21 protein-coding genes are annotated in these 19,244 nt (G+C 68.4%); 8 read left to right on the top strand and 13 right to left on the bottom strand.

What is annotated here, in order from left to right; all coding sequences use genetic code 11:
* Positions 1–30: 30 nt before the first annotated feature.
* Positions 31–669: a uracil phosphoribosyltransferase gene (gene upp, locus JNB_RS10605; protein ID WP_009776457.1), complete on the bottom strand. Its 639-nt coding sequence runs from the start codon at positions 667–669 to the stop codon at positions 31–33.
* 61 nt (positions 670–730) lie between these two features.
* On the opposite strand from upp, the gene tadA reads away from it, so the two are divergent.
* From tadA to JNB_RS10590, 3 genes are read left to right on the top strand one after another with little or no spacing between them, the layout of a single operon-like run.
* Positions 731–1,162, top strand: a complete 432-nt coding sequence (gene tadA / locus JNB_RS10600; RefSeq protein ID WP_009776456.1) for a tRNA adenosine(34) deaminase TadA — start codon at positions 731–733, stop codon at positions 1,160–1,162.
* Positions 1,159–1,800, top strand: a complete 642-nt coding sequence (locus JNB_RS10595) for a DedA family protein (protein ID WP_009776455.1) — start codon at positions 1,159–1,161, stop codon at positions 1,798–1,800. Before tadA ends, JNB_RS10595 begins: the two co-directional genes overlap by 4 nt.
* A gap of 4 nt (positions 1,801–1,804) precedes the next feature.
* Positions 1,805–2,269: a hypothetical protein gene (locus JNB_RS10590; protein ID WP_009776454.1), complete on the top strand. Its 465-nt coding sequence runs from the start codon at positions 1,805–1,807 to the stop codon at positions 2,267–2,269.
* Here JNB_RS10590 and JNB_RS10585 read toward each other — a convergent pair.
* The 6 genes from JNB_RS10585 to JNB_RS10560 form a co-directional block, all read right to left on the bottom strand.
* A complete protein-coding gene (locus JNB_RS10585) occupies positions 2,259–3,173 on the bottom strand; it encodes a cation diffusion facilitator family transporter (protein ID WP_040883702.1) in 915 nt (304 codons plus the stop codon). The genes JNB_RS10590 and JNB_RS10585 overlap by 11 nt on opposite strands.
* On the bottom strand, positions 3,170–3,811 hold the full coding sequence (locus tag JNB_RS10580) for a cation diffusion facilitator family transporter (RefSeq protein ID WP_009776452.1): 642 nt from the start codon (positions 3,809–3,811) through the stop codon (positions 3,170–3,172). The genes JNB_RS10585 and JNB_RS10580 overlap by 4 nt, the downstream gene beginning before the upstream one ends.
* Positions 3,808–4,227, bottom strand: a complete 420-nt coding sequence (locus JNB_RS10575) for a helix-turn-helix transcriptional regulator (RefSeq protein ID WP_009776451.1) — start codon at positions 4,225–4,227, stop codon at positions 3,808–3,810. The genes JNB_RS10580 and JNB_RS10575 overlap by 4 nt, the downstream gene beginning before the upstream one ends.
* A gap of 73 nt (positions 4,228–4,300) precedes the next feature.
* Positions 4,301–5,122 carry a sulfite exporter TauE/SafE family protein gene (locus JNB_RS10570; protein WP_009776450.1) on the bottom strand — a complete coding sequence of 274 codons (822 nt, stop codon included), beginning with the start codon at positions 5,120–5,122 and terminating at the stop codon, positions 4,301–4,303.
* A 17-nt stretch (positions 5,123–5,139) separates the two neighbouring features.
* On the bottom strand, positions 5,140–5,319 hold the full coding sequence (locus JNB_RS10565; protein ID WP_009776449.1) for a hypothetical protein: 180 nt from the start codon (positions 5,317–5,319) through the stop codon (positions 5,140–5,142).
* Between the two features lie 68 nt (positions 5,320–5,387).
* Entirely contained in the window at positions 5,388–6,815 is a 1,428-nt protein-coding gene (locus JNB_RS10560) for an MBL fold metallo-hydrolase (RefSeq protein ID WP_009776448.1), read from the bottom strand.
* Between the two features lie 124 nt (positions 6,816–6,939).
* Between JNB_RS10560 and JNB_RS10555 the strand changes: the two genes are divergently transcribed.
* Both JNB_RS10555 and JNB_RS10550 read left to right on the top strand, forming a co-directional pair.
* Positions 6,940–7,206 carry a metal-sensitive transcriptional regulator gene (locus JNB_RS10555; RefSeq protein WP_040883700.1) on the top strand — a complete coding sequence of 89 codons (267 nt, stop codon included), beginning with the start codon at positions 6,940–6,942 and terminating at the stop codon, positions 7,204–7,206.
* A gap of 113 nt (positions 7,207–7,319) precedes the next feature.
* On the top strand, positions 7,320–10,916 hold the full coding sequence (locus JNB_RS10550) for a TIM-barrel domain-containing protein (protein WP_050766604.1): 3,597 nt from the start codon (positions 7,320–7,322) through the stop codon (positions 10,914–10,916).
* An 86-nt stretch (positions 10,917–11,002) separates the two neighbouring features.
* Here JNB_RS10550 and JNB_RS20460 read toward each other — a convergent pair whose 3' ends face one another.
* Positions 11,003–11,503, bottom strand: coding sequence for a cupin domain-containing protein (locus JNB_RS20460; protein WP_009776445.1), 501 nt, complete (start codon positions 11,501–11,503; stop codon positions 11,003–11,005).
* A 78-nt stretch (positions 11,504–11,581) separates the two neighbouring features.
* Between JNB_RS20460 and JNB_RS10540 the strand changes: the two genes are divergently transcribed.
* Positions 11,582–12,193, top strand: a complete 612-nt coding sequence (locus JNB_RS10540; RefSeq protein ID WP_009776444.1) for a TetR/AcrR family transcriptional regulator — start codon at positions 11,582–11,584, stop codon at positions 12,191–12,193.
* A 375-nt stretch (positions 12,194–12,568) separates the two neighbouring features.
* Here the strand turns inward: JNB_RS10540 and JNB_RS10535 are convergent, their stop codons facing one another.
* Complete coding sequence (locus JNB_RS10535; RefSeq protein WP_040883698.1) at positions 12,569–12,892, bottom strand: hypothetical protein; 324 nt, start codon at positions 12,890–12,892, stop codon at positions 12,569–12,571.
* A 620-nt stretch (positions 12,893–13,512) separates the two neighbouring features.
* Here JNB_RS10535 and JNB_RS10530 point away from each other — a divergent pair.
* On the top strand, positions 13,513–14,577 hold the full coding sequence (locus JNB_RS10530) for an enoyl-CoA hydratase/isomerase family protein (RefSeq protein ID WP_158306136.1): 1,065 nt from the start codon (positions 13,513–13,515) through the stop codon (positions 14,575–14,577).
* Between the two features lie 45 nt (positions 14,578–14,622).
* On the opposite strand, the gene JNB_RS10525 is transcribed toward JNB_RS10530, so the two are convergent.
* From JNB_RS10525 to JNB_RS10515, 3 genes are read right to left on the bottom strand one after another with little or no spacing between them, the layout of a single operon-like run.
* Complete coding sequence (locus JNB_RS10525) at positions 14,623–15,309, bottom strand: nitroreductase (protein WP_009776441.1); 687 nt, start codon at positions 15,307–15,309, stop codon at positions 14,623–14,625.
* Positions 15,302–16,081 carry an enoyl-CoA hydratase/isomerase family protein gene (locus tag JNB_RS10520; protein ID WP_040883696.1) on the bottom strand — a complete coding sequence of 260 codons (780 nt, stop codon included), beginning with the start codon at positions 16,079–16,081 and terminating at the stop codon, positions 15,302–15,304. The genes JNB_RS10525 and JNB_RS10520 overlap by 8 nt, the downstream gene beginning before the upstream one ends.
* Complete coding sequence (locus JNB_RS10515) at positions 16,078–17,064, bottom strand: nitronate monooxygenase family protein (protein ID WP_009776439.1); 987 nt, start codon at positions 17,062–17,064, stop codon at positions 16,078–16,080. The genes JNB_RS10520 and JNB_RS10515 overlap by 4 nt, the downstream gene beginning before the upstream one ends.
* A gap of 117 nt (positions 17,065–17,181) precedes the next feature.
* Here JNB_RS10515 and JNB_RS10510 point away from each other — a divergent pair, with 117 nt between their 5' ends.
* The gene (locus JNB_RS10510) at positions 17,182–18,045 is read left to right on the top strand and encodes an alpha/beta fold hydrolase (RefSeq protein WP_009776438.1); all 864 of its coding nucleotides are present in this window, start codon (positions 17,182–17,184) and stop codon (positions 18,043–18,045) included.
* Positions 18,046–18,058: 13 nt separating this feature from the next.
* On the opposite strand, the gene JNB_RS10505 is transcribed toward JNB_RS10510, so the two are convergent.
* A complete protein-coding gene (locus tag JNB_RS10505; RefSeq protein WP_009776437.1) occupies positions 18,059–19,240 on the bottom strand; it encodes a CaiB/BaiF CoA-transferase family protein in 1,182 nt (393 codons plus the stop codon).
* Positions 19,241–19,244 lie beyond the last annotated feature (4 nt).

Raw genomic sequence — 19,244 nt, 5'->3', positions numbered from 1 at the left:
TCCGGCGTGTCGTTCCGCGTGTCGCGGGGCTCAGACGACGCCGTAGAGCCGGTCGCCCGCGTCGCCCAGACCCGGCACGATGTAGCCGAGCTCGTTGAGCTTCTCGTCGATCGATCCGGTCACGAGCTGCACGGGAACGTCGACGTCGGCGAGCGACTTCTCCATGGCCGCGATGCCCTCGGGCGCAGCGAGCAGGGTGACCGCCGTGATGTCGTCGGCGCCGCGCTCGAGCAGGAACTTGATGGCGTCGATCATCGAGCCGCCAGTGGCGAGCATCGGGTCCAACACATAGACCTGACGGCCCTTGAGGTCGTCGGGCAGACGGTTCGCGTAGGTGATCGCCTCGAGCGTCTCCTCGTTGCGCTGCATGCCGAGGAACCCGACCTCGGCGCTCGGCAGGAGGCGCACCATGCCCTCGAGCATGCCCAGCCCGGCGCGCAGGATCGGCACGATGAGGGGCTTGGGGTTGGAGAGCTTGATGCCCGTCGTCGGGGCCACCGGAGTCTCGATGTCGAAGGGCTCGACCCGCACGTCCCGCGTCGCCTCATAGGCGAGCAGAGTCATGAGCTCCTCGGCCAGCCGGCGGAAGGTCGGGGAGTCCGTCCGCTTGTCCCGCAGGTAGGTCAACTTGTGAGCAATGAGCGGGTGGTCGGCAACGTGAACGCGCATGGGTGAAACTTAGCGTGTGAGTTCCACTTCTGGACCAGCGCGCGAGGAGTATGCCGCCCCGATGCGTCACGCCCTCGACCTCGCCGTGCGCGCTGGGTCCGCGGGCGACGTGCCGGTCGGCGCCGTGGTCCTCGACCCGGGTGGCGCGGTCATCGGCGAGGGCTGGAACCTGCGTGAAGTGGACGCCGATCCCACAGCGCACGCCGAGGTCGTGGCACTGCGGGCGGCCGCACGGCATACCGGATCGTGGCGTCTGGAGGACTGCACCCTCGTCGTGACGCTGGAGCCGTGTCCCATGTGCGCCGGCGCGGCCATGCTCGCGCGGATCTCCCGCATCGTGCTCGGCGCGTGGGACCCCAAGCTCGGCGCGACCGGTTCGGTCTGGGACGTCGTGCGTGACCGGCGGGCGACGCACCGGATCGAGGTCGTCGGGGGAGTCCTCGAAGCCGAGGCGTCCCAGCTGTTGCTCGACTTCTTCGGAGAGCGCCGATGATCGATCTCCTCGAGACCCTGCTCGACCAGGACCCGTGGATCATCCTCACCGTGGCAGGGCTCGTGGTCTTCTGCGAGTGCGCCCTCCTCGTCGGCATGGTGATGCCGGGTGAGACTGTCGCCGTCCTCGCCGGCGCCGCGGCGGCTCTGGGCCGCACCTCCCTCGTGACCGTGCTGGTCGTCGTGCTCGCCGCCGCGATCGTCGGGGACAACGTCGGGTATGCCGTGGGGCGTCGCGTCGGCCCGCGGCTCCACCGTCGCGTGTCGAACCCGGGGCGTCGCAAGCGGCTGGCCGGCGCCGAGGCGCGGCTGCGGTTGCGTGGTGGGCCGGCCGTCCTCATCGGTCGGTGGACGCCGTTCGTCCGTTCGGTCATGCCTTCGCTCGCCGGGATCTCGGGTATGCCGTACGCCAAGTTCCTCGCCTGGGACCTGTTGGGTGCCGGGTCCTGGGCGGTGGGCAGCGTGCTCGCGGGCTTCGCCGCTGGCAAGTCCTATGAGCAGGTCGTCACGTGGTTCGGGACGGTGGGCGCCGTGCTCGTGTCTGCCGTGGCGGTCGGTGCGATCGTGACCTGGGTCTGGCGTCGACGGACCGCCCGGGCCGCCGCAGCGGGAGCGGAATCCGAACCGGCGGACGCCTGACCCGATGGTCGAGTGGGACGAAATCCTCGAGGCGGTCGGTGAAGCACAAACGGCGGCTCATGACATCACTCGTGACCAGTTGATGGCGCTGTGGCAACGGACGGACCACCCCGCCCAGCGTTGCGTCCTGGCGCACTTCCTCGCCGATGCCCAGGACTCCGTCGACTCAGAGGTGGAGTGGGACGAAGCGGCCTGGAGGGCCTTCGGCGAGGTTCGCGATGCCGATCTGGAACCCATCGGGGTGCCCGCCGCTGCGGGCTTTGCGCCGAGCCTGCACCTCAACCTCGGTGACGGCTACGCGCGGTTGGGGCGGGTCGAGGATGCGCGACGCGAGCTCGCGCTGGCCCGGGAGGCGGTGGCTGCGCTGGCTGATGACGGCTACGGCGCGATGATCCTGCGCGGGTTGGACGGGCTCGAAGCGCGGCTCGACGGTGGATCTGTTGGGCAGTGCCCGGACCTCACCACGTGATCTCGTGGCAGCCGGTGTGGGTGTCCGGCTCGACCTGGAGGGTGGCGTGTTCGACGCCGTAGTCACTGCGCATGACCTGTCGGGCGCGGTCGAGGACGTCGTGGGGGTCGGTCGCCTCATGAACGACGAGGTGGGCCGTGGCGACGTTCATGCCCGACGTCAGCGTCCACACGTGGAGGTCGTGCACGTCCGTGACACCGGGGACACCCGCCAGGGTCCGGGCGACGTCGTCGGGATCCATGTTGCCGGGCGCATGCTGCCCCAGGACGGCGAGGACCTCGCGCCCCAGCATGATGGCGCGCACGGCGACGAAGGCAGCGATGGCCAGCGCGATTCCGGTGTCCCACAGCGGATTCCCGGTGAGGGAGATCAGGATCGCCGCCGCGATGACGCCGACCGAGCCGAGGGTGTCGGCGACGACCTCGAGGTAGGCACCCTTGACGTTGAGGGACTCCCCGGCGCCACCCCTGAGCAGGGTGAGGGCGATGAGGTTGACGACCAGACCGATGATGCCGACGACGAGCATCGGTCCCGTGGCGACAGAGACTTCCTCGCCGAATCGCTCGATCGCACCGATGACGATGTATGCCGCGACGCCGAGCATGAGGAGCACGGCCAGTCCCGATGCGAAGACTTCCGCACGGTAGGACCCGAAGGTCCTGCGCCCGGTCGGGTCGGGGCGACTCGCGATGCGGGTGGCGACGAGGGCCGCGCCGAGGGCGACCACGTCGGCGGCCATGTGCCCCGCGTCGCTGAGGAGCGCCAGCGAGCCTGACGTCACGGCGGTGACGAGCTCGACGACGAAGAAGGCGGCGATGAGGCCGAAGGCGACCTGAAGGCGCCAGCGGTGTGTTGCGCCGGCGCTGGCTCCCACCGGGGAGTGGGAGTGCGAGTGCCCGCTCATCGGGTTGCCTCCGTCGTGCAGCAGGCTTCGCCGCGCCAGGACTCGAGTCCCTCTCGCACCGCCACGGCCCCGATGACCAGACCGGCGAGCGGATCGGCCCACCACCAGCCGAGGACGGCGTTGGCGAGCAGGCCGACGAGGAGAACGGCCGACAGGTAGGTGCAGAGCATCGTCTGCTTCGAGTCTGAGACGACGGTGCCTGATCCGAGTGCGCGACCCGTGTTGCGTTGGGCCCGCGAGAGGAAGGGCATGACGAGGAGAGAAACGATGGCGAGACCCACGCCCACCGGGGATGCGTCGGCTTCGTGACCCCCGAGGAGGACGCGCACGGCGTCGACCGAGACGTACGCGGCGAGGAGGAAGAACGCACCGGCCATGAGGCGTTGAGCGGTGCGCTCGCGGGTCTCGGGCAGGACGTGTCGGAACTGCCAGAGGACGATGAGTCCCGAGGCGACCTCGACAAAGGAGTCCAGTCCAAAACTGACCAGGGCCGAGGAGTTCGCGGATCGGCCGGCGGTGATGGCGACGACGCCTTCGATGACGTTGCAGGCGACGGTAGCGCCAGCCAGTAGCTGGGCTCGTCGGATCAGGGTTGCCCTTCGGGCGCCGGTCTCGGCGAACGTGACGGTCTGGGTCATGACGCGTCCAGCCCGGAGGTGTGGCAGAGGGTGACGGCGTCCCCGGTCGCCGCGAGAAGCTCTTCGGCGGCCGCAAAGACACGGGTCACGAGCTCGGGGTGGGTGAGTGAGTACGCCGACGATCGACCGACCGGGCGCGACGTCACGAGGCCGCATTCGCGCAGGCAGGCGAGGTGCTTCGAGACGGTGGACTGGGCGAGGCCGAGGTGCGCCGTCAGCTCGACGACGCGGTGCTCGCCCAGGAGGAGGTGCTGCAGGATCCGCACCCGGCCCGGGTCGCCCATGCCCCGGAAGAGGCAGGCGGCGGCCTGAGCCGCAGCTGCTTCGAGGTCGCCGAGCCCGTCGCCCGGGCCGTCGTCGGAGGCCGTGGAGGCGGCCTCGGGTGCCTGCGCCGCACGCTGAAAAATCATCGCCATTTGACGATGATAGCGACGTGGGTCGATGCCAGGGTCGGAGGGGTCGGGACCCGCCAGGTCGCGATCCAAGGGCTCAGGGCAGGTGGGGGATGCTGCGTGCGGCTGTGTACATCGCGACGGCGATGAGCAGGACGGCAAAAGCCCTTGCGAGGTGTGCTGGCGTGACCCGTGACGCGAGGCGTCCGCCGATGAGGCTGCCCACGATCGCGGCAGCGGTGAACATCGCAATCAGAGGCCAATCGAGGTTTGTGCCGCCGACGGATGCCCGGGCCACCAGTGCTGTGCCGCTGTTGACGGCGATCACGAGCAGTGAGGTGCCGACCGCGACCGGCATCGGGAACCCCATTGCGAGAATGAGGGCTGGGACGAGGAGGAAGCCACCGCCGACGCCGAAGAACCCGGTGAGCAGGCCAACTGCGGTCGCGGTGACAACGACCTTGGCGGCGCGCGGACAGGCGCACGACAGTGGACGCAGCGTGAGGATCGGCTCGACACTCGGGTCGCTCGCTGCAGAGCCGTCGGCCACGTGTCGAGCGCGGGCCAGCATGATGAGCGCGACGACCAACATGAGGCCTGCGAACCCGGACAAGAGCACCTGCGGGGCGACATGCGACGCGAGCGCGGACCCGGCGAACGACCCGCCAGTGCCCAACGCGCCGAACAGCAGGCCCTGGCCCACGCGCACCCGTTGCGCGCGGGCGTGGGGGACGAGTGCGATGAGTGATGTCACGCCGACGATGAGCAGCGAGCCCGTGGTGGCGCTTCTCGGGTCCTGGCCCAGCACATAGACCAGGGCGGGCACGGTGAGGATCGATCCACCCCCACCGAGAGCACCAAGGCTGAGCCCGATGAGCAGCCCGAGCGGCAAGGCCAGGGGCAGGAGCTGGAGCGACACGTCGTGGGCGATGAGGATCAGCTGCGACCGAAGATCTTGCTGAAGAACGACGCACTGTCGGCGGCGGACTTCACCTCGGTGGCGTGGCCGGGGCAGCGCTCACGGGTCGGGATGCCCTCCATGACCTGATCGACGTGCTGGCCGCAGCCGGCCCAGGTGGTCTTGCCACAGGTCTTGCAGTTGACGGGACGACACATGGTGGTGCTCCTTCGGATGGGAATTTCGGGGCGTGTGCGTATGACGGCACGGGTGTGAACGGGTGGGATCAGGTTGACGCGTTGGTGAGCGGAAGGCCGGAGCTCGTGGCGTTGTCGAAGCTGTCGTCGACGGCCACGACCGGGACGCCGTGGCCTGCGAGGATGGACGCAGCGATCGAGGCCCGGTAGCCGCCGGCGCAGTGGACCCACACCTCGCTGGTGGGCACCTCGGTGAGGCGGGCGAGAAGGTCGTGGAGGGGGATGTGAGTGGCATCGTCGATGTGGCTGGCGTCGAACTCGCTCGTGCGGCGGACGTCGAGGACGAAGACGCGACGGTGATGACGGACCTGCGCCAGATCAGCGAACGTGGCCCGCTCGAACGTGCCCAAGGGTGCTTCGGACCACTGGTCCGGGGTTCCGGTGGCGGCTCCCGCGAGGTGGTCGATGCCGATGCGGACGAGCTCGCGGTGGGCCTCGGCGACCTGCTCGGCGGACTCGCCGAGCAGGGTGAGTGGGGTACCCCAGGGGATGAGCCACCCGAGGTAGGTGGAGAACTGGCCGTCGAGGCCGAAGTTCAGCGTGCCGGTGACGTGCCCTGCCGCGAAGGCGGTGCGAGTGCGGAGGTCGACCACCCATTCACGGGCAGCGATGCGGTCGGTGAGGGTGGCCCGGTCGACGACTTCCGGTGTCCTGAGGTCGGGTGCGTTCGGCCCGGCACTGTTGGCAGGGGCCATGTGGGCGTAGTAAGCGGGGTAGTCGTCGAGTCCGGCAAGGGTGTCGGCGATCCAGGCTTCTTGGTCCTGGGTGAGCGCGGGGTTGCTGCCCCTCTCGTGTCCGATGGTCGACGCGGTCGTGTCGCCCGTGGAACCGGCCGAGCAGAACGAACCGAAGCCGTGGGTGGGCAGGACGTGTACGTGGTCGGGGAGCTCGTGGGCCAGGCGGTGGGCCGAGGCGAACTGGTGGTGCACGAGGTCGTGGGTGTGGTCGTGGCCGAGCAGGTCGGGTCGCCCGGTGGCACCGAAGAGCAGTGACCCGCCGGTGAACGCGCCTACCGGCTCCCAGTCCGCGCCGACCGCCCGGCGTGCGTCGAGCGCATAGGACAGGTGCGTGTAGGTGTGGCCCGGGGTGGCGATGACGCGAAGACGCATCGTCGGGGAGATCTCGACGATCTCGCCGTCAGAGATCGCAATGCGCTCGAAGCCGACGTCGTCGGCCCGGTTGACGAGGTATGCCGCTCCGGTCGCCTTCGCGAGGGCGAGACCGCCGGTCACGTAGTCGTTGTGGATGTGCGTCTCCAGGACGTGGGTGATGCGCACGCCCTCCTTGGTGGCGAGGGCGAGGACCCGGTCGATGTCGCGCTGCGGGTCGATGACGAGGGCGACCTCGCCGTCATGGGCGAGATACGAGCGGTCACCCAAGGTGGGGGTGTCGATCGTGACGATGATGGGTGCGCCAGTGACGGGCGCTGCGTTCTGATCGCGGGTCGTCTCGGGCATGTGGTCTGCTCCTTCGGAACACGGGTATACCTAGGGGGGTATCCATTTCACGGCTGACTCTAATACCCCAAGGGGTATAGTCGTCAAACACGCACATACTTCCTTCGGATCTCCAGGAGCCCCCATGGCCGCACTAAACAGCGACGACATGACCCCCGTGATCAACCGCCTGCGTCGCGCGCAGGGTCAGCTCGGGGGAGTCATCCGACTCATCGAGGAGGGCCGCGACTGCAAGGACGTCGTCACCCAGCTCGCTGCTGTCAACCGCGCCCTGGACCGCGCCGGGTTCGCCATCGTCTCGTCCGGTCTGCGCGACTGTCTCACCTCGCCCGAGGGTGTCAATGAGGAGGACAAGGCCCTGATGGAAAAGCTCTTCCTGACTCTGGCCTGATCGAGGTTCTTGACCAACTCCATACCTTCCACGCTCTGGCGGGGAGGGCCTTCCTGGGGCTAGCGTCACGAGCGGGGTCGCTCGAACGTGCGCTATATGGAGGAAAATCGATCATGTTCAGTCATAGAAGTGGGCAGGTACTCGCCCTGGTCGCCACCGGAGCCTTGGCCGCGGCCGGGCTCGTCGCGGTGCCGGCAAGTGCCCAGGCTGCCACCGGCCAGCTCGGCAACATCACGTCCTTCGACCAGGACGGCGACACCTACACGGTGCGGTCCGGCGCGGCCGCCCTGCGCGTCGTCGCCGAGGACAACGACCTGCTGCGCGTCGAGGTGGCACCCGACGGCACCTTCACCGATCCGGCCAACGATGACCCGGCCGACCCGGCCGCGCCCGACGCCGACATCATCGTGAAGACCGACTACGCCGGTGCCAGCTCTGCCGTCAAGGAGAGCGCGACGGCATACGAGATCACCACGGGCGCGGCCAAACTGACCATCACGAAGTCCCCGATCACCCTTCACCTGGCCAAGGCCGACGGCACCCCGCTCTGGGACGAGACGGCGCCGTTGTCGTGGAATGACTCCGGCACGACGCAGAGCCTCAAGCAGGGTACGACCGAGCAGTTCTTCGGCGGCGGCATGCAGAACGGCCGCTTCAGCCACCGCGATTCCGAGATCACCATCTCGCGTGACTACAACTGGAACGACGGCGGCAACCCCAACGCGTCACCGTTCTATGTCTCGAGCAAGGGCTACGGCGTCCTGCGCAACACCTTCGCGCCCGGCACCTACGACTTCCACGCGCCGGTGAAGACGACGCACGAGGAGCAGCGCTTCGACGCCTACTACTTCGTCGGCGACGCCAAGCAGGTCATCAACGGCCTCACCGAGCTCACCGGTCGACCGCTGGCCCTGCCGATGTACGCCCTCGAGATGGGTGACGCTGACTGCTACCTTCACAACGCCAACCGCGGTGAGCGCGAGACCCTGCGCGACTCCACGGCGATCGCCAAGGGCTACAAGGACAACAACTTCCCGCTCGGCTGGATGCTTGTCAACGACGGCTACGGCTGTGAGTACGAGGACCTGCCCGCGACCGGCGACATGCTCCACGCCAACGGTGCCGAGCTCGGCCTGTGGACCCAGCGCGACCTCACCGAGCAGGACTCCGAGGTCGCCGCCGGCGTGCGCGTCCGCAAGACCGACGTTGCCTGGGTCGGCCCCGGCTACCGGTTCGCCCTCGACGCCTGCGAGAAGGCCCGCGACGGCATCGAGTCCAACAGCACCGACCGCGCGACCGTCGTGACCATCGAGGGCTGGGCCGGAACCCAGCGCTGCGGCATCCCGTGGTCCGGCGACCAGAGCGGCTCGTGGGACTACATCAAGTGGCAGATCCCGACCTACGCAGGCTCGACGATGTCCGGCCAGCCGGTCACGACCGGTGACGTCGACGGCATCTTCGGCGGCAGCGCGCAGACCTACGCCCGCGACCTGCAGTGGAAGATGATGCTGCCGATGACCTACGCCATGAGTGGCTGGGCGGCGAGCGACAAGCAGCCCTACCGCTACGGCGAACCGTTCACGAGCATCAACCGCAAGTACATGATGTTGCACGAGCGCCTGCTCCCGTACTTCTACACGCACACGATGAACGCGTCCTCGGACGGCGTCGGTGCCACCCGGCCGCTCTACCTCGAGTACCCCGAGGACCCCAACACCTGGGGCGACGCGGCGAAGTACGAGTTCCTCGCCGGTGACGACTTCCTCGTGGCACCCGTCTACTCCGACACGAGCGTCCGCGACGACATCTACCTGCCCAAGGGTCAGTGGGTCGACTACTGGTCGGGCCGGATCTACCAGGGTGGCCAGACGATCGACGGCTACAAGGCGCCGCTCGACACCCTGCCGATGTTCGTCCGCGCCGGGGCCGTCGTGCCGATGTTCCCCGAGGGCACGATGGACTGGAAGGAGGGCAAGGACGCCGGCCAGCTCGACCTCGACGTCTATCCCTCCGGCACCTCGACGTTCACGAACTACGAGGATGACGGCCGTTCGCAGTCACACGCCTCGGGTCAGTCCGCGACCCAGCGCTTCGATGTGACCGCCCCGGTCACCGGTCGTGGACCGGTCACCATCGCGCTCGGTTCACTCAATGGTGCGTATGCCGGGAAACCGGCTTCGCGTCACTACGGCCTGTCCGTGCACACCGACGCAGCCCCCGACGGTGTGACCGTCGGGTCCACAGCCCTCAAGGCCGTGGCGTCCGCGGACGCTCTCAAGGCGGCTGCGTCCGGCTTCTTCTACGACAGTGCCACCGGCGTCATCAAGGTCAAAACTCCCTCTCTCGCAACGGGATCCGCGGCCTCGGTCCGCATCACCGGTGCAGGAGCCGTGGGTGGATCGCACCCCCAGGAGCGTGACGTCACCCTCGACCTGACCGTGCCGCGCATCTCCGTCTCGGGTGACGCGACGCCCGTGAAGGCGACGTTCACCAACGACACCGGCAAGCCCGTCGATGTCACGTCCACCTCGATCACGGCCCCGGCCGGCTGGGCCGTCAAGGCTGTTGGTCCGACCACGGCCACCGGCGTGAAGAATGGCGCGACGTTCACCGCGAACTTCACCGTCACTCCACCGGCCGACGCCGAAGCCGGAACGCGAGAGCTCACCGGCACCACGGCATACACGGCTCGCGACGTCAGTCGCACGATCACGGATCGGGCGACGACAACGCTCGCGTTCGGCGAGCTGGCCGATGCGTTCAACAACGTCGGCGTGACCGCGTCGGCCAACCCGGCGCCCGGTGACATCGACGGCGGTGGCTCGAGCTTCCTCGCCGAACGACTGGCGGAGAAGGGCGTGACCCCCGGCGCAACCGTTGCGGCGAACGGGTTCTCGTTCACCTGGCCGGATGCCCAGCCGGGCACGAAGGACAACGTCGCCTCCGGCGGCGAGACCATCAGCCTCCAGGGCAAGGGCAACGCGCTCGCCATCCTCGGCACGGGCACGAGTGGGTCCGCAGCTGGCGGGGCGACCGTGCACTACGCCGACGGGACGGTCACGACCGGAACGCTCGGAGTGCCGAACTGGTGCTGCCTCGCGACCGACACCTACGGCTCCAAGATCGCCGTGGTGACCAAGGGCAAGAACACGCCCACGGGTCCGGCCTATCCGACGACCGAGTACCGGCTCTACACCAAGACGTTGCGCATCGACCCCGCCAAGGATGTCGTCGCGGTGACCCTGCCGGCCAACGCCGCGGTGCACGTGTTCGGGATGACCGTCGGCACCGAGGAGGTCATTGCGCCGCCGATCGCGGACGGGCAGTACTCGATCACGACCGGTGGCAGGGCGCTGGAGGCCACCGACCAGGAGCTGGGGCAGCTCATTGCGGCGACTCCGAGCTCTGACGCCGACCAGAAGTGGGTGGTGACCCGCAACGCCGATGAGCTGACCTACCAGCTCAAGAACGCCGGCACCGGGCTGTGCGCCGACGTCCCCTACAGCTCCACGACGAGTGGGCAGGGCGTCGGGCAGTACACCTGCGGTGGCACGCCCAACCAGCAGTGGGTGATCAGCAAGGCCGGCAGCGTGCTGACCTTCAAGGCCAAGCACAGCGGGCTGTCGCTCACGGCGCAGGCTGACGGCAAGGTCGTCCAGGCGACCGACACCGCCGCTGCAAGCCAGCGATGGGCGGCGGCCGCCAACTAACGGGGGCTCTCCTTCGTCGCTCTGACGTCCGCGTCGATGGCCGCAATCGCGACCATTGGCGCGGACGTCTGTCGTTGGGCGTGGGCTCAGTGGGTGTCGGTGAACGCGAAGGGGGGAGGTCCAAGGAGTTTGATCCCACCGTTCTCGCGAGCCGATGCCGCGAATCGGTCGAAGTCGACGACGCCGGTCGTGGTTCCGGCATCGATCGGGTCGCTGGCTCCGAGGTAGAAGGCCTCACAGGTCCCCGGCGTGTGCAGGCACAACATCCGGGCCGGGCCCGACGACACGAGGAACGCGTGGGGCACTCCGGCCGGCGCGATGGCCAGGCCGCCTGGGCGCACGGTGTGCTCGACCCCGTCCAGATGGATGAGGAGCTCACCCTCGAGCACGATGAGCGTCTCGTCTGCCGGATGGGTGTGAAGGGGGGTGGCCTTGCCCTGGGCCATCTCCATCTCGCAGAGCAGGAACGTGCCGCCGGTGTCCTCGGCCGTCGCCAGCCAGGTGTGCACGCCTCCTCCGGCAAACCAGCGCCGGTCGCCCGACTCAAGGTTGCGGACCAACGTGCTGGTCGTGGTCGGTGCGCTCATGACGCCTTCTCTCTGAGGGGTCCACGGTGCAGATTTGGGATCGTGGTACCAAATTGAGACTGACGTACCATCTCTCTCATGTCAACCCCCTACGAGCAGGGCGGCTACGTCAACCTCAAACGGCGCACGCGTGAAGCTCTCGTTACCGCAGCGCGCGAGATCGTCGCGGACGGACGGACGCCCAAGGTCGAGGATGCCGCGGCGTCAGCAGGCGTCTCCCGCACGACGGCCTACCGCTACTTCCCGAACCAGGCGGCACTGCTCGTGGCTGCGCATCCCGAGGTGGGAACAGAGTCGATGCTGGACGCCGACGCACCCACGGACCCGCGTGTCCGCATCGACGTCGTGGTCGATCGGGTCATCGAGATGATCCAGTCGACCGAGCTCCAGCAACGCACGATGCTCCGGCTCTCGCTCGACCCCAATCCCGAGCGACGCGCCGAGCTGCCGCTGCGGCAGGGCCGGGTCATCCCCTGGCTCGTCGAGGCGCTGGACCCACTGCGCGCCGAGATCGGGGACGACGGCGTGAGGCGCGTCGCGGTGGCCATCCGCAGTGCGATCGGCATCGAGGCGCTCGTCTGGCTGGTCGACGTCGCCGGACAGACGCGTGCCGAGGCCGCCGACACGATGCGCTGGTCCGCGCGGGCCATGCTCACGTCTGCCCTCGAGGGTCGCGCTCCCGGCAAGTGAGGTCGGCGTCAATAACCCGCCAAATAAAGGTGTTGCGCCGGTGCCCACCTCGGATCTAGCGTCAAAGGACACAGATGGGAGGTGGTCCACGAAGTGATTTCAGATTGGACGCGTGAGGTGACTGCGCGCTAGCGCACCTCGACTGCTTCGAGGGGCGCCGCCCGGCGCAATTCCCAGCAGTTCACCGCAGCCCGTGGGCCGTGCAGGTCGTCCCCTGCACTCGTCGCACCGAGTTCGCTCGGTCGACAGGCCCGCGGGCTGTTCCATGTCCGTTGGCGGGCACAGGGAGCGGCAAAGGGCCCCCATCGCCGACGCGTTGAGCGTGGCAAGCCCTTTCAGAGCAGCGTTTGCCGCTCCCCGTGCCCAGCGTCGGCCTCAGGTCAGCGGGAGGAAGGCGTCTGTCTCCTCGTCGAAGATCCAGCGCGCGGCGACGTCCCGAGCCATGGCCCGCTGGACCACTTCGGCGCGTGTTCCGATGCACGTGTCGCCAGGCCTGGGGCGAGGCCACTCTCCGTCCCGCTCGCCCAGGTAGAGCCGCCATACCCCGGCCCACTGGTCGACGCCCTTGTCCGGCACGGTCACCACGACGTCCCCCTGAGCGGGTGAATCCAGTGAGGAGGGCATCACCACCTGCAGGAGGAAGTCCACAGGTTCGGGTGCTGCGTCGCCCAAGTAGTGGGGGTGGCGGGGCCAGTTCATGCAGCGACGATAGCGATCCCACCGCTGGACAGGGCCAAGGCAGGTGGTCGAGGACCAATGGACATGCAGTGGGTGCCACGGACGCCGGGTCGCACGCGAGGTCGGGTCACGGGTGAGCCACGCGAGAGCACCACGGCATGTCTATTGGCGCGGTGGCGCGGGGGGGATCGCGTCTGCTCTTCCGTCGCATCCGCGAGTCTGCGCTCCCTGCATCCCCTCGCCACCCGCGCAAAGGAAAAGCCCCGGTCGCAAGCTCCCGGGGCAATTCCAGTTGGCGGTGGCGGTGGGATTTGAACCCACGGAGGGCTTTCACCCTCACACGCTTTCGAGGTCTGCACCATGACGTTCGCCCCGGTTCGCGGAGGCCGGGCCGTGCTCAGTCTAGTGAGACGTGGACGTGCCCGAACGGTCCGGAACCTAGGCGAATGAGACCAAAATTGCGACCACGAACGGCTCGCGGTCAAAGGTCGCAGAGGCCGTTGATGTCCAGTTGAGAGTCGGACGACTTGTCGCTCGGGCTTTGTTAATCGTGTACGCACTGACTTCAAAGCCCAATGAGCCCGATGCCTTCGCGCACAGGTTTGTTCACGTGGAGCCACCGCATCTGTGAGAGTGGGACCGTGGCACTCCGAGTCCTGTCCGTAGACGAGCTGGTCCAGGGTGGGGCAGGCCTTGGGCTGAATTCCTCCGGGCGCCCTGAGGACTCACTGCTCGCCGTGGACCTCGATGGCGTCGGCCCGGAGTACCCGGCAGGGCCCCTGGCCCGAGCGGCCCAGGCTTTGAACCATCCGCACGTGCCCGTCGTGGGCTTTGCCGCCCGCCCACTCAGTGGGCCAGCGGGGGTCCTCGCGCGCGCGTTCGACACCACTCTCGTGGCACGTGCCGCGGACCTTGGCGATCGCGCCACGGTCGCCTGCGATGACGTGGATCAGGCTCTGGACCGTCTCGCCCTCTCTGTCGCAGCTCGTCCGATCACGGCGACGACTCTGTGCCAGGTCGTGCGTCTGGCGCCGGCTCTCAACGTGGCTGACGGACTGGTCGTCGAGTCGCTGGCCTACTCGATGCTCCTCGCATCACCGGAGTTCTGGGACTGGCGGGCGACCACCCCTCGGCGAGAACTCCCACCCGACAGTGGTCACGCCGGCGACCTCGTCGCGATGACCCGCGACGGCGATCTCCTCGACGTCGTCCTGAACAACCCGAACCGACGCAACGCGTACTCCCGGCGCATGCGTGACGGGCTCCTAGAAGCCCTCGAGTTGACGGCCCTGGATCCGACCCTGCGCGAGGTCACCCTGTCGGGTGCTGGCCCTTCCTTCTGCAGCGGCGGTGACCTCGACGAGTTCGGGACGATCGACGATGTCTCGGCAGCTCACCTCATCCGTCTGCGACAGGGTACCGGGGCGGCGCTCGAGAAGGTGCGCGATCGGGTGAGCGCCCGGCTTCACGGGGCGTGCATCGGCGCGGGCATCGAGATCCCTGCGTTCGCGGCCGTCGTGGCCGCCCACGCCGACACGACATTCCGCCTTCCCGAGCTCGCGATGGGTCTCATTCCCGGAGCGGGGGGGACGGTGAGCATCACCCGACGCATCGGCCCGTGGCGGACGACGTGGCTCGCCCTGTCGGGCGAGGCGATCGGCGCGGACGTCGCGCTCGCCTGGGGGCTCGTCGACGCCGTCCACTGACCCGGGCGTGCCGGGCAGCGTTGATGCGTATGCCGTGTGTCCGGTTCAGTGAAACGTCGTGAACTCGTCCAGGGGCACCCGATCCGACGTCCAGCGGTTCACTGATGAATTCGGGTCCGGGTGGCCAATGGCGATGCCGCAGAACAGCATTCGCTGCGCCGGGGTTCCGATCTCGCGAGTGACGAGGTCGTGGTGGACCGACCATGCCTCTTGGGCGCACGTGCCCAACCCTTCCGCGTGAAGGAGGAGTAGCAGCGTCTGGATGAAACCGCCGAGGTCGGACCACTGAGCTGCTCCCATCCGCCGGTCAACAGTGATGAAGGCGCCGACGGGCGCGCCGAAGAACTCCCAGTTGCGGGCGAACTGGACCAGTCGGAGAGAGCGGTCCTCTCGTGCGATGTCGAGCGCGGCATACAACTGCTCACCGTTGGTGAAGCGGCGCTCGCGATGGGGCGACCACAGCGAAGGGGGATACACGGCATACTCCGCCTCGGGCGGCGGCTCGCCCCGCTCGAGGCGCGCCAAGACCGACTCCACGAGCGCGTCCCGCGATTGACCGGCGACCACGTCCACATGCCACGGCTGCAGGTTGCCTCCCGACGGGGCTCGTGAGGCCGACGACAACGCGCGCACGAGCACGGCACGATCGACCGGTTCGGCCGTGAACGCCCTCGTCGACCGCCGGCCCGCAACGGCTTCCCACACGTCCACGGGCGCGCTCGGCTCAGCCACCGGGGAACACGGCCGGACGCCGCTCCCGGAAGGCCGCGGCACCTTCATCGAAGTCTGTGCTCGCGAGCAGAGCCACCTGACCTCGCTCCTCTCGCTCCAACGTGGACTCCAGATCGAGGGTCGCAGCGTTGATCGCGAGCTTGGTGAGCTCGGTGGCGCGTGGAGCGAGGGAGAGCAGGTGATCGACCACGGCCTCGGACCGCGCCGAGAACGAGGCGTCCGCAACGGCCTCGGCGATGAGGCCCACTTCGGCCGCTCGCGCTGCAGTGAGGTTCTCGGCCGTGAGGGCCAACCGCATGGCGCGAGCGCGACCGACCGAGGCGGCCACGAGTTCGGTCGCACCACCGTCGGGCATGAGCCCGATCTTGCTGAACGCGAGGACGAACGACGCAGACTCGGATGCCAGGCAATAGTCGGCGGCCAGGGCGAGGGACATGCCCACACCGGCAGCGACACCGTTGACGAGCGAGACCACCGCCTGCGGGGCCTTCGTCATCGCCTGAACGGCACGACCTGCGGCCTGGACGGTGGCAGCGCCAATCTCCTCCCCCTCCCTGACGAAGAGGTTCACCCCGGCGCAGAAGCCATGCCCCGTCCCGGTCAGGGTGATGACTCGCACGTCCTGCCGTGCCCCCAGTTCCTCGAACGCGTCAGCCAGAGCCGTGAGCATGGCGGTGTCGACCGCGTTGAGCCGATCTGGCGCGTCGAGGGTGACCCGGCCGATTGGTCCGTTGACTGCGACGTGCACCGTACGGACAGGGTTTGTCGTCATGCGCGGACCTTCTGCGCGACGAGACCACCCAGTCGGCTGGTGATGAGCTCCTCTGCCTCCCGGACAATGCGCTCGATGAGTTCTCCCGCACTGGGGATGTCAGTGATGAGACCCTGCACCATCCCGGCGGTCCAGATGCCCGCGTCGGTGTCTCCGGACCCATAGACGGTGCGGCCACGCGACCCACTCACGAGGTGCTGGACATCGGAGAACTCGCCGCCCGCGTTGAGGATCTGGACCGTCTCCTCGCTGATCACGTTCTTGGCCACCCTGGCCGTGTTGCCCAGCTGGCGGAAGATCAGGTCGGTGTCCAGCTCCGTGGCGGCGACCATCCGCTCCTTGACGGCCTGGTGGACCGGCGCCTCCGCGGTGCACAGGAAGCGCGTGCCCATGTTGATCCCATCCGCTCCCAGGGAGAGGGCGGCCACGAGCCCCCGGGCGTCGGCGAAACCACCGGACGCCAGCATCGGGATGGTGATCTGGGCGCGTGCTGCCGGGATCAGCACCAAGCCGGGGATGTCGTCCTCGCCGGGATGGCCGGCGCACTCGAAGCCATCGATGCTGATCGCGTCGACACCGACCTTCTGCGCCTTGACCGCGTGACGCACGCTCGTGCACTTGTGGATGACCTTGATGCCGTTGTCGTGGAAGAAGGGCATATGTGGCTCGGGGGAGGAGCCGGCTGTCTCGACGATCTTCACTCTCGCGTCGGCGATGGCATGCCGGTATTCGTCATACGGCGGCGGCGTGATCGTCGGCAGGATCGTCAGGTTGACGCCGAAGGGTTTGTCGGTGAGGTCCCTGCAGCGGGCGATCTCGTGGGTCAGCGCCTCCGGCGTGGGTTGGGTGAGTGCAGTGAGGAACCCCAAGCCACCGGCATTGGCGACCGCGGACACCAGGTCGGCCGTGCCGACCCACTGCATCCCTCCCTGGACGATGGGGTGCTCGATGCCGAAGGTCTCGGTGAAGGCGGTGCGCAGCATGAAGGCTCCATCCGTCGAAGGGCTCTGGGCGTGGTCAGCGCCGCGCGCGTCGACTGACCTCAAATAGTTATACGATTACACTATATGAGTCCATGTCCGTGACATGAAAGGTGCGTCGTGAGCATCACCCCGCAAACCCGTCAGCTCGCTGGCCTTGACGGTCTGCAGCTCGTCATCGACGAATGGCCAGCGCCCGGACCGCTCGTGATGCTGCTCCACGGCGGTGGTCAGACTCGACACTCCTGGAAGGATGCTGGCTCCCGGCTCACCGCTGCCGGCGTCCACGCGGTGAGCCTCGACTTGCGGGGCCATGGTGACTCCGCCTGGGCGCCGGACGGGAACTATGGGCTGCCCGCTCTGCGCGGTGACATCATCAACGCCCTCGAGCAGCTGGGCCGTTCTGCAACCCTTGTCGGGGCCAGCCTGGGCGGCCTCACCTCCTTGCTGGTTGCCCAGGCGCGCCCTGACATCGTGGAACGACTGGTGCTCGTCGACGTCGTCACTCGGATCGAACCTGCGGGTTCGGAACGCATCCGCGGCTTCATGCAGTCGGCTCCCGAAGGTTTCGCCGACCTCGACGAGGCCGCCGAAGCGGTGTCCGCCTACCTCCCGCACCGCGCCCGTCCTCGATCGACCGATGGCCTGCGCAAGAACCTCCGCCAGCACGAGGACGGTCGCTGGCACTGGCACTGGGACCCAGCCATGTTCCAGCTGCCACAGGGTGGCAGCCCCGAGGGCAACCCCTTGACGATGCAGGCCGAGCTCGACGACGCTGCGCGATCGCTGCAGGTGCCGACCCTGTTGCTCCAGGGCGCGCTCAGCGACGTGGTCAGCGATGAAGGCGTCGAGCACTTCCGCAGCCTGGTCCCACACCTTCGCGTCGAGCGGCTGGCCGACGCCGCTCACACGGCTGCCGCTGACGACAATGACGCTTTCACCCGGTCGGTCCTCGACTTCGTCCTCGAGGCGCCCAACTCGTAGAAGCCAGTTGCAGCTAGAGGCGGTGCTCGATGTCACTGCGCTGGGTGACCGCACCCGACGTGATGAGTTCCTCGAGCTCCCCCTCGCGCCAGCCCCAGGCCGCGAGTGCAGTGCGGGTATCAGCGCCCGGCGCGCGCTCTGGGGTCGGCTCACGGCCCGGAGTCTCGGAGAACCGCGGTGCCACGCGGGGCTGGGCGGCGCCCGCCACGTCGGCGAAGATCCCTCTGGCCTGCAGGTGCGGATGATGGGGCGCCTCGGCGAGGGAGAGCACGGGCGCGACACAGGCGTCGGTGCCCTCGAACGCGGCTGCCCACTCGTCCCGCGTGCGGGTCCGCAGTCGCTCCGCGATCACCCGGCGGTGCTCGGGCCACTGGGTGGTGTCGTACTGCTGCCCAGCGAGCTCCTCCAGGCCGAGCCCGGTGAGGAGCTGGGCGAAGAATTGGGGCTCGATCGCGCCGACGGACACGAATTTCCCGTCGGCACATTCGTAGGTGTCATAGAAGGGCGCGCCGCCGTCGAGGAGGTTGACACCCCGCTCGTCACGCCAGGAGCCGGCCCCGTACATCGCATACATCATCGTCACGAGGGACGCTGCGCCGTCGACCATTGCCGCGTCGACGACTTGGCCGCGTCCGGTCGACCGGCGGGACTGAAGTGCGGCCAGGATGCCGACGAGGAGATACATCGTGCCGCCGCCGAAGTCGGCCAGGAGGTTGACGGGCGCCATCGGGCGCTCCGCGGGGCCGACCAGGTGCAAAGCACCGGACAGTGCGGCGTAGTTGATGTCATGGCCAGCCATCGACGCCCACGGCCCGCTCTGGCCCCAGCCGGTCATCCGGCCGTAGACCAGTTGCGGGTTGCGGGCAAGGCACGCATCGGGACCCAGACCGAGGCGTTCGGTCACCCCTGGACGCATGCCTTCGATGAGGATGTCTGCCTGCTCCACGAGCCGCAGGACCACGTCACGGCCGGCATCGGACTTGAGGTCCACGGCAATGCTCGGTCGACTGCGTCCCAGCCCTCCGGTCAGGTCGACCGAGTCGGTGGCCACGCTCGGACGATCGACCCGGATCACGTCGGCACCCAGCTCAGCGAGCAGCAGCGCGGCGAAGGGCGACGGTCCGATCCCGGCCAGCTCGACCACCTTCACTCCCGCGAGCGGGCCACCGGTCGATCCCGTGTCGCCAACATGCATGGTG

The sequence above is a fragment of the Janibacter sp. HTCC2649 genome (assembly GCF_000152705.1).
Lineage (GTDB): Bacteria > Actinomycetota > Actinomycetes > Actinomycetales > Dermatophilaceae > Knoellia.
This window is presented reverse-complemented; position numbering and strand designations above follow the sequence as displayed.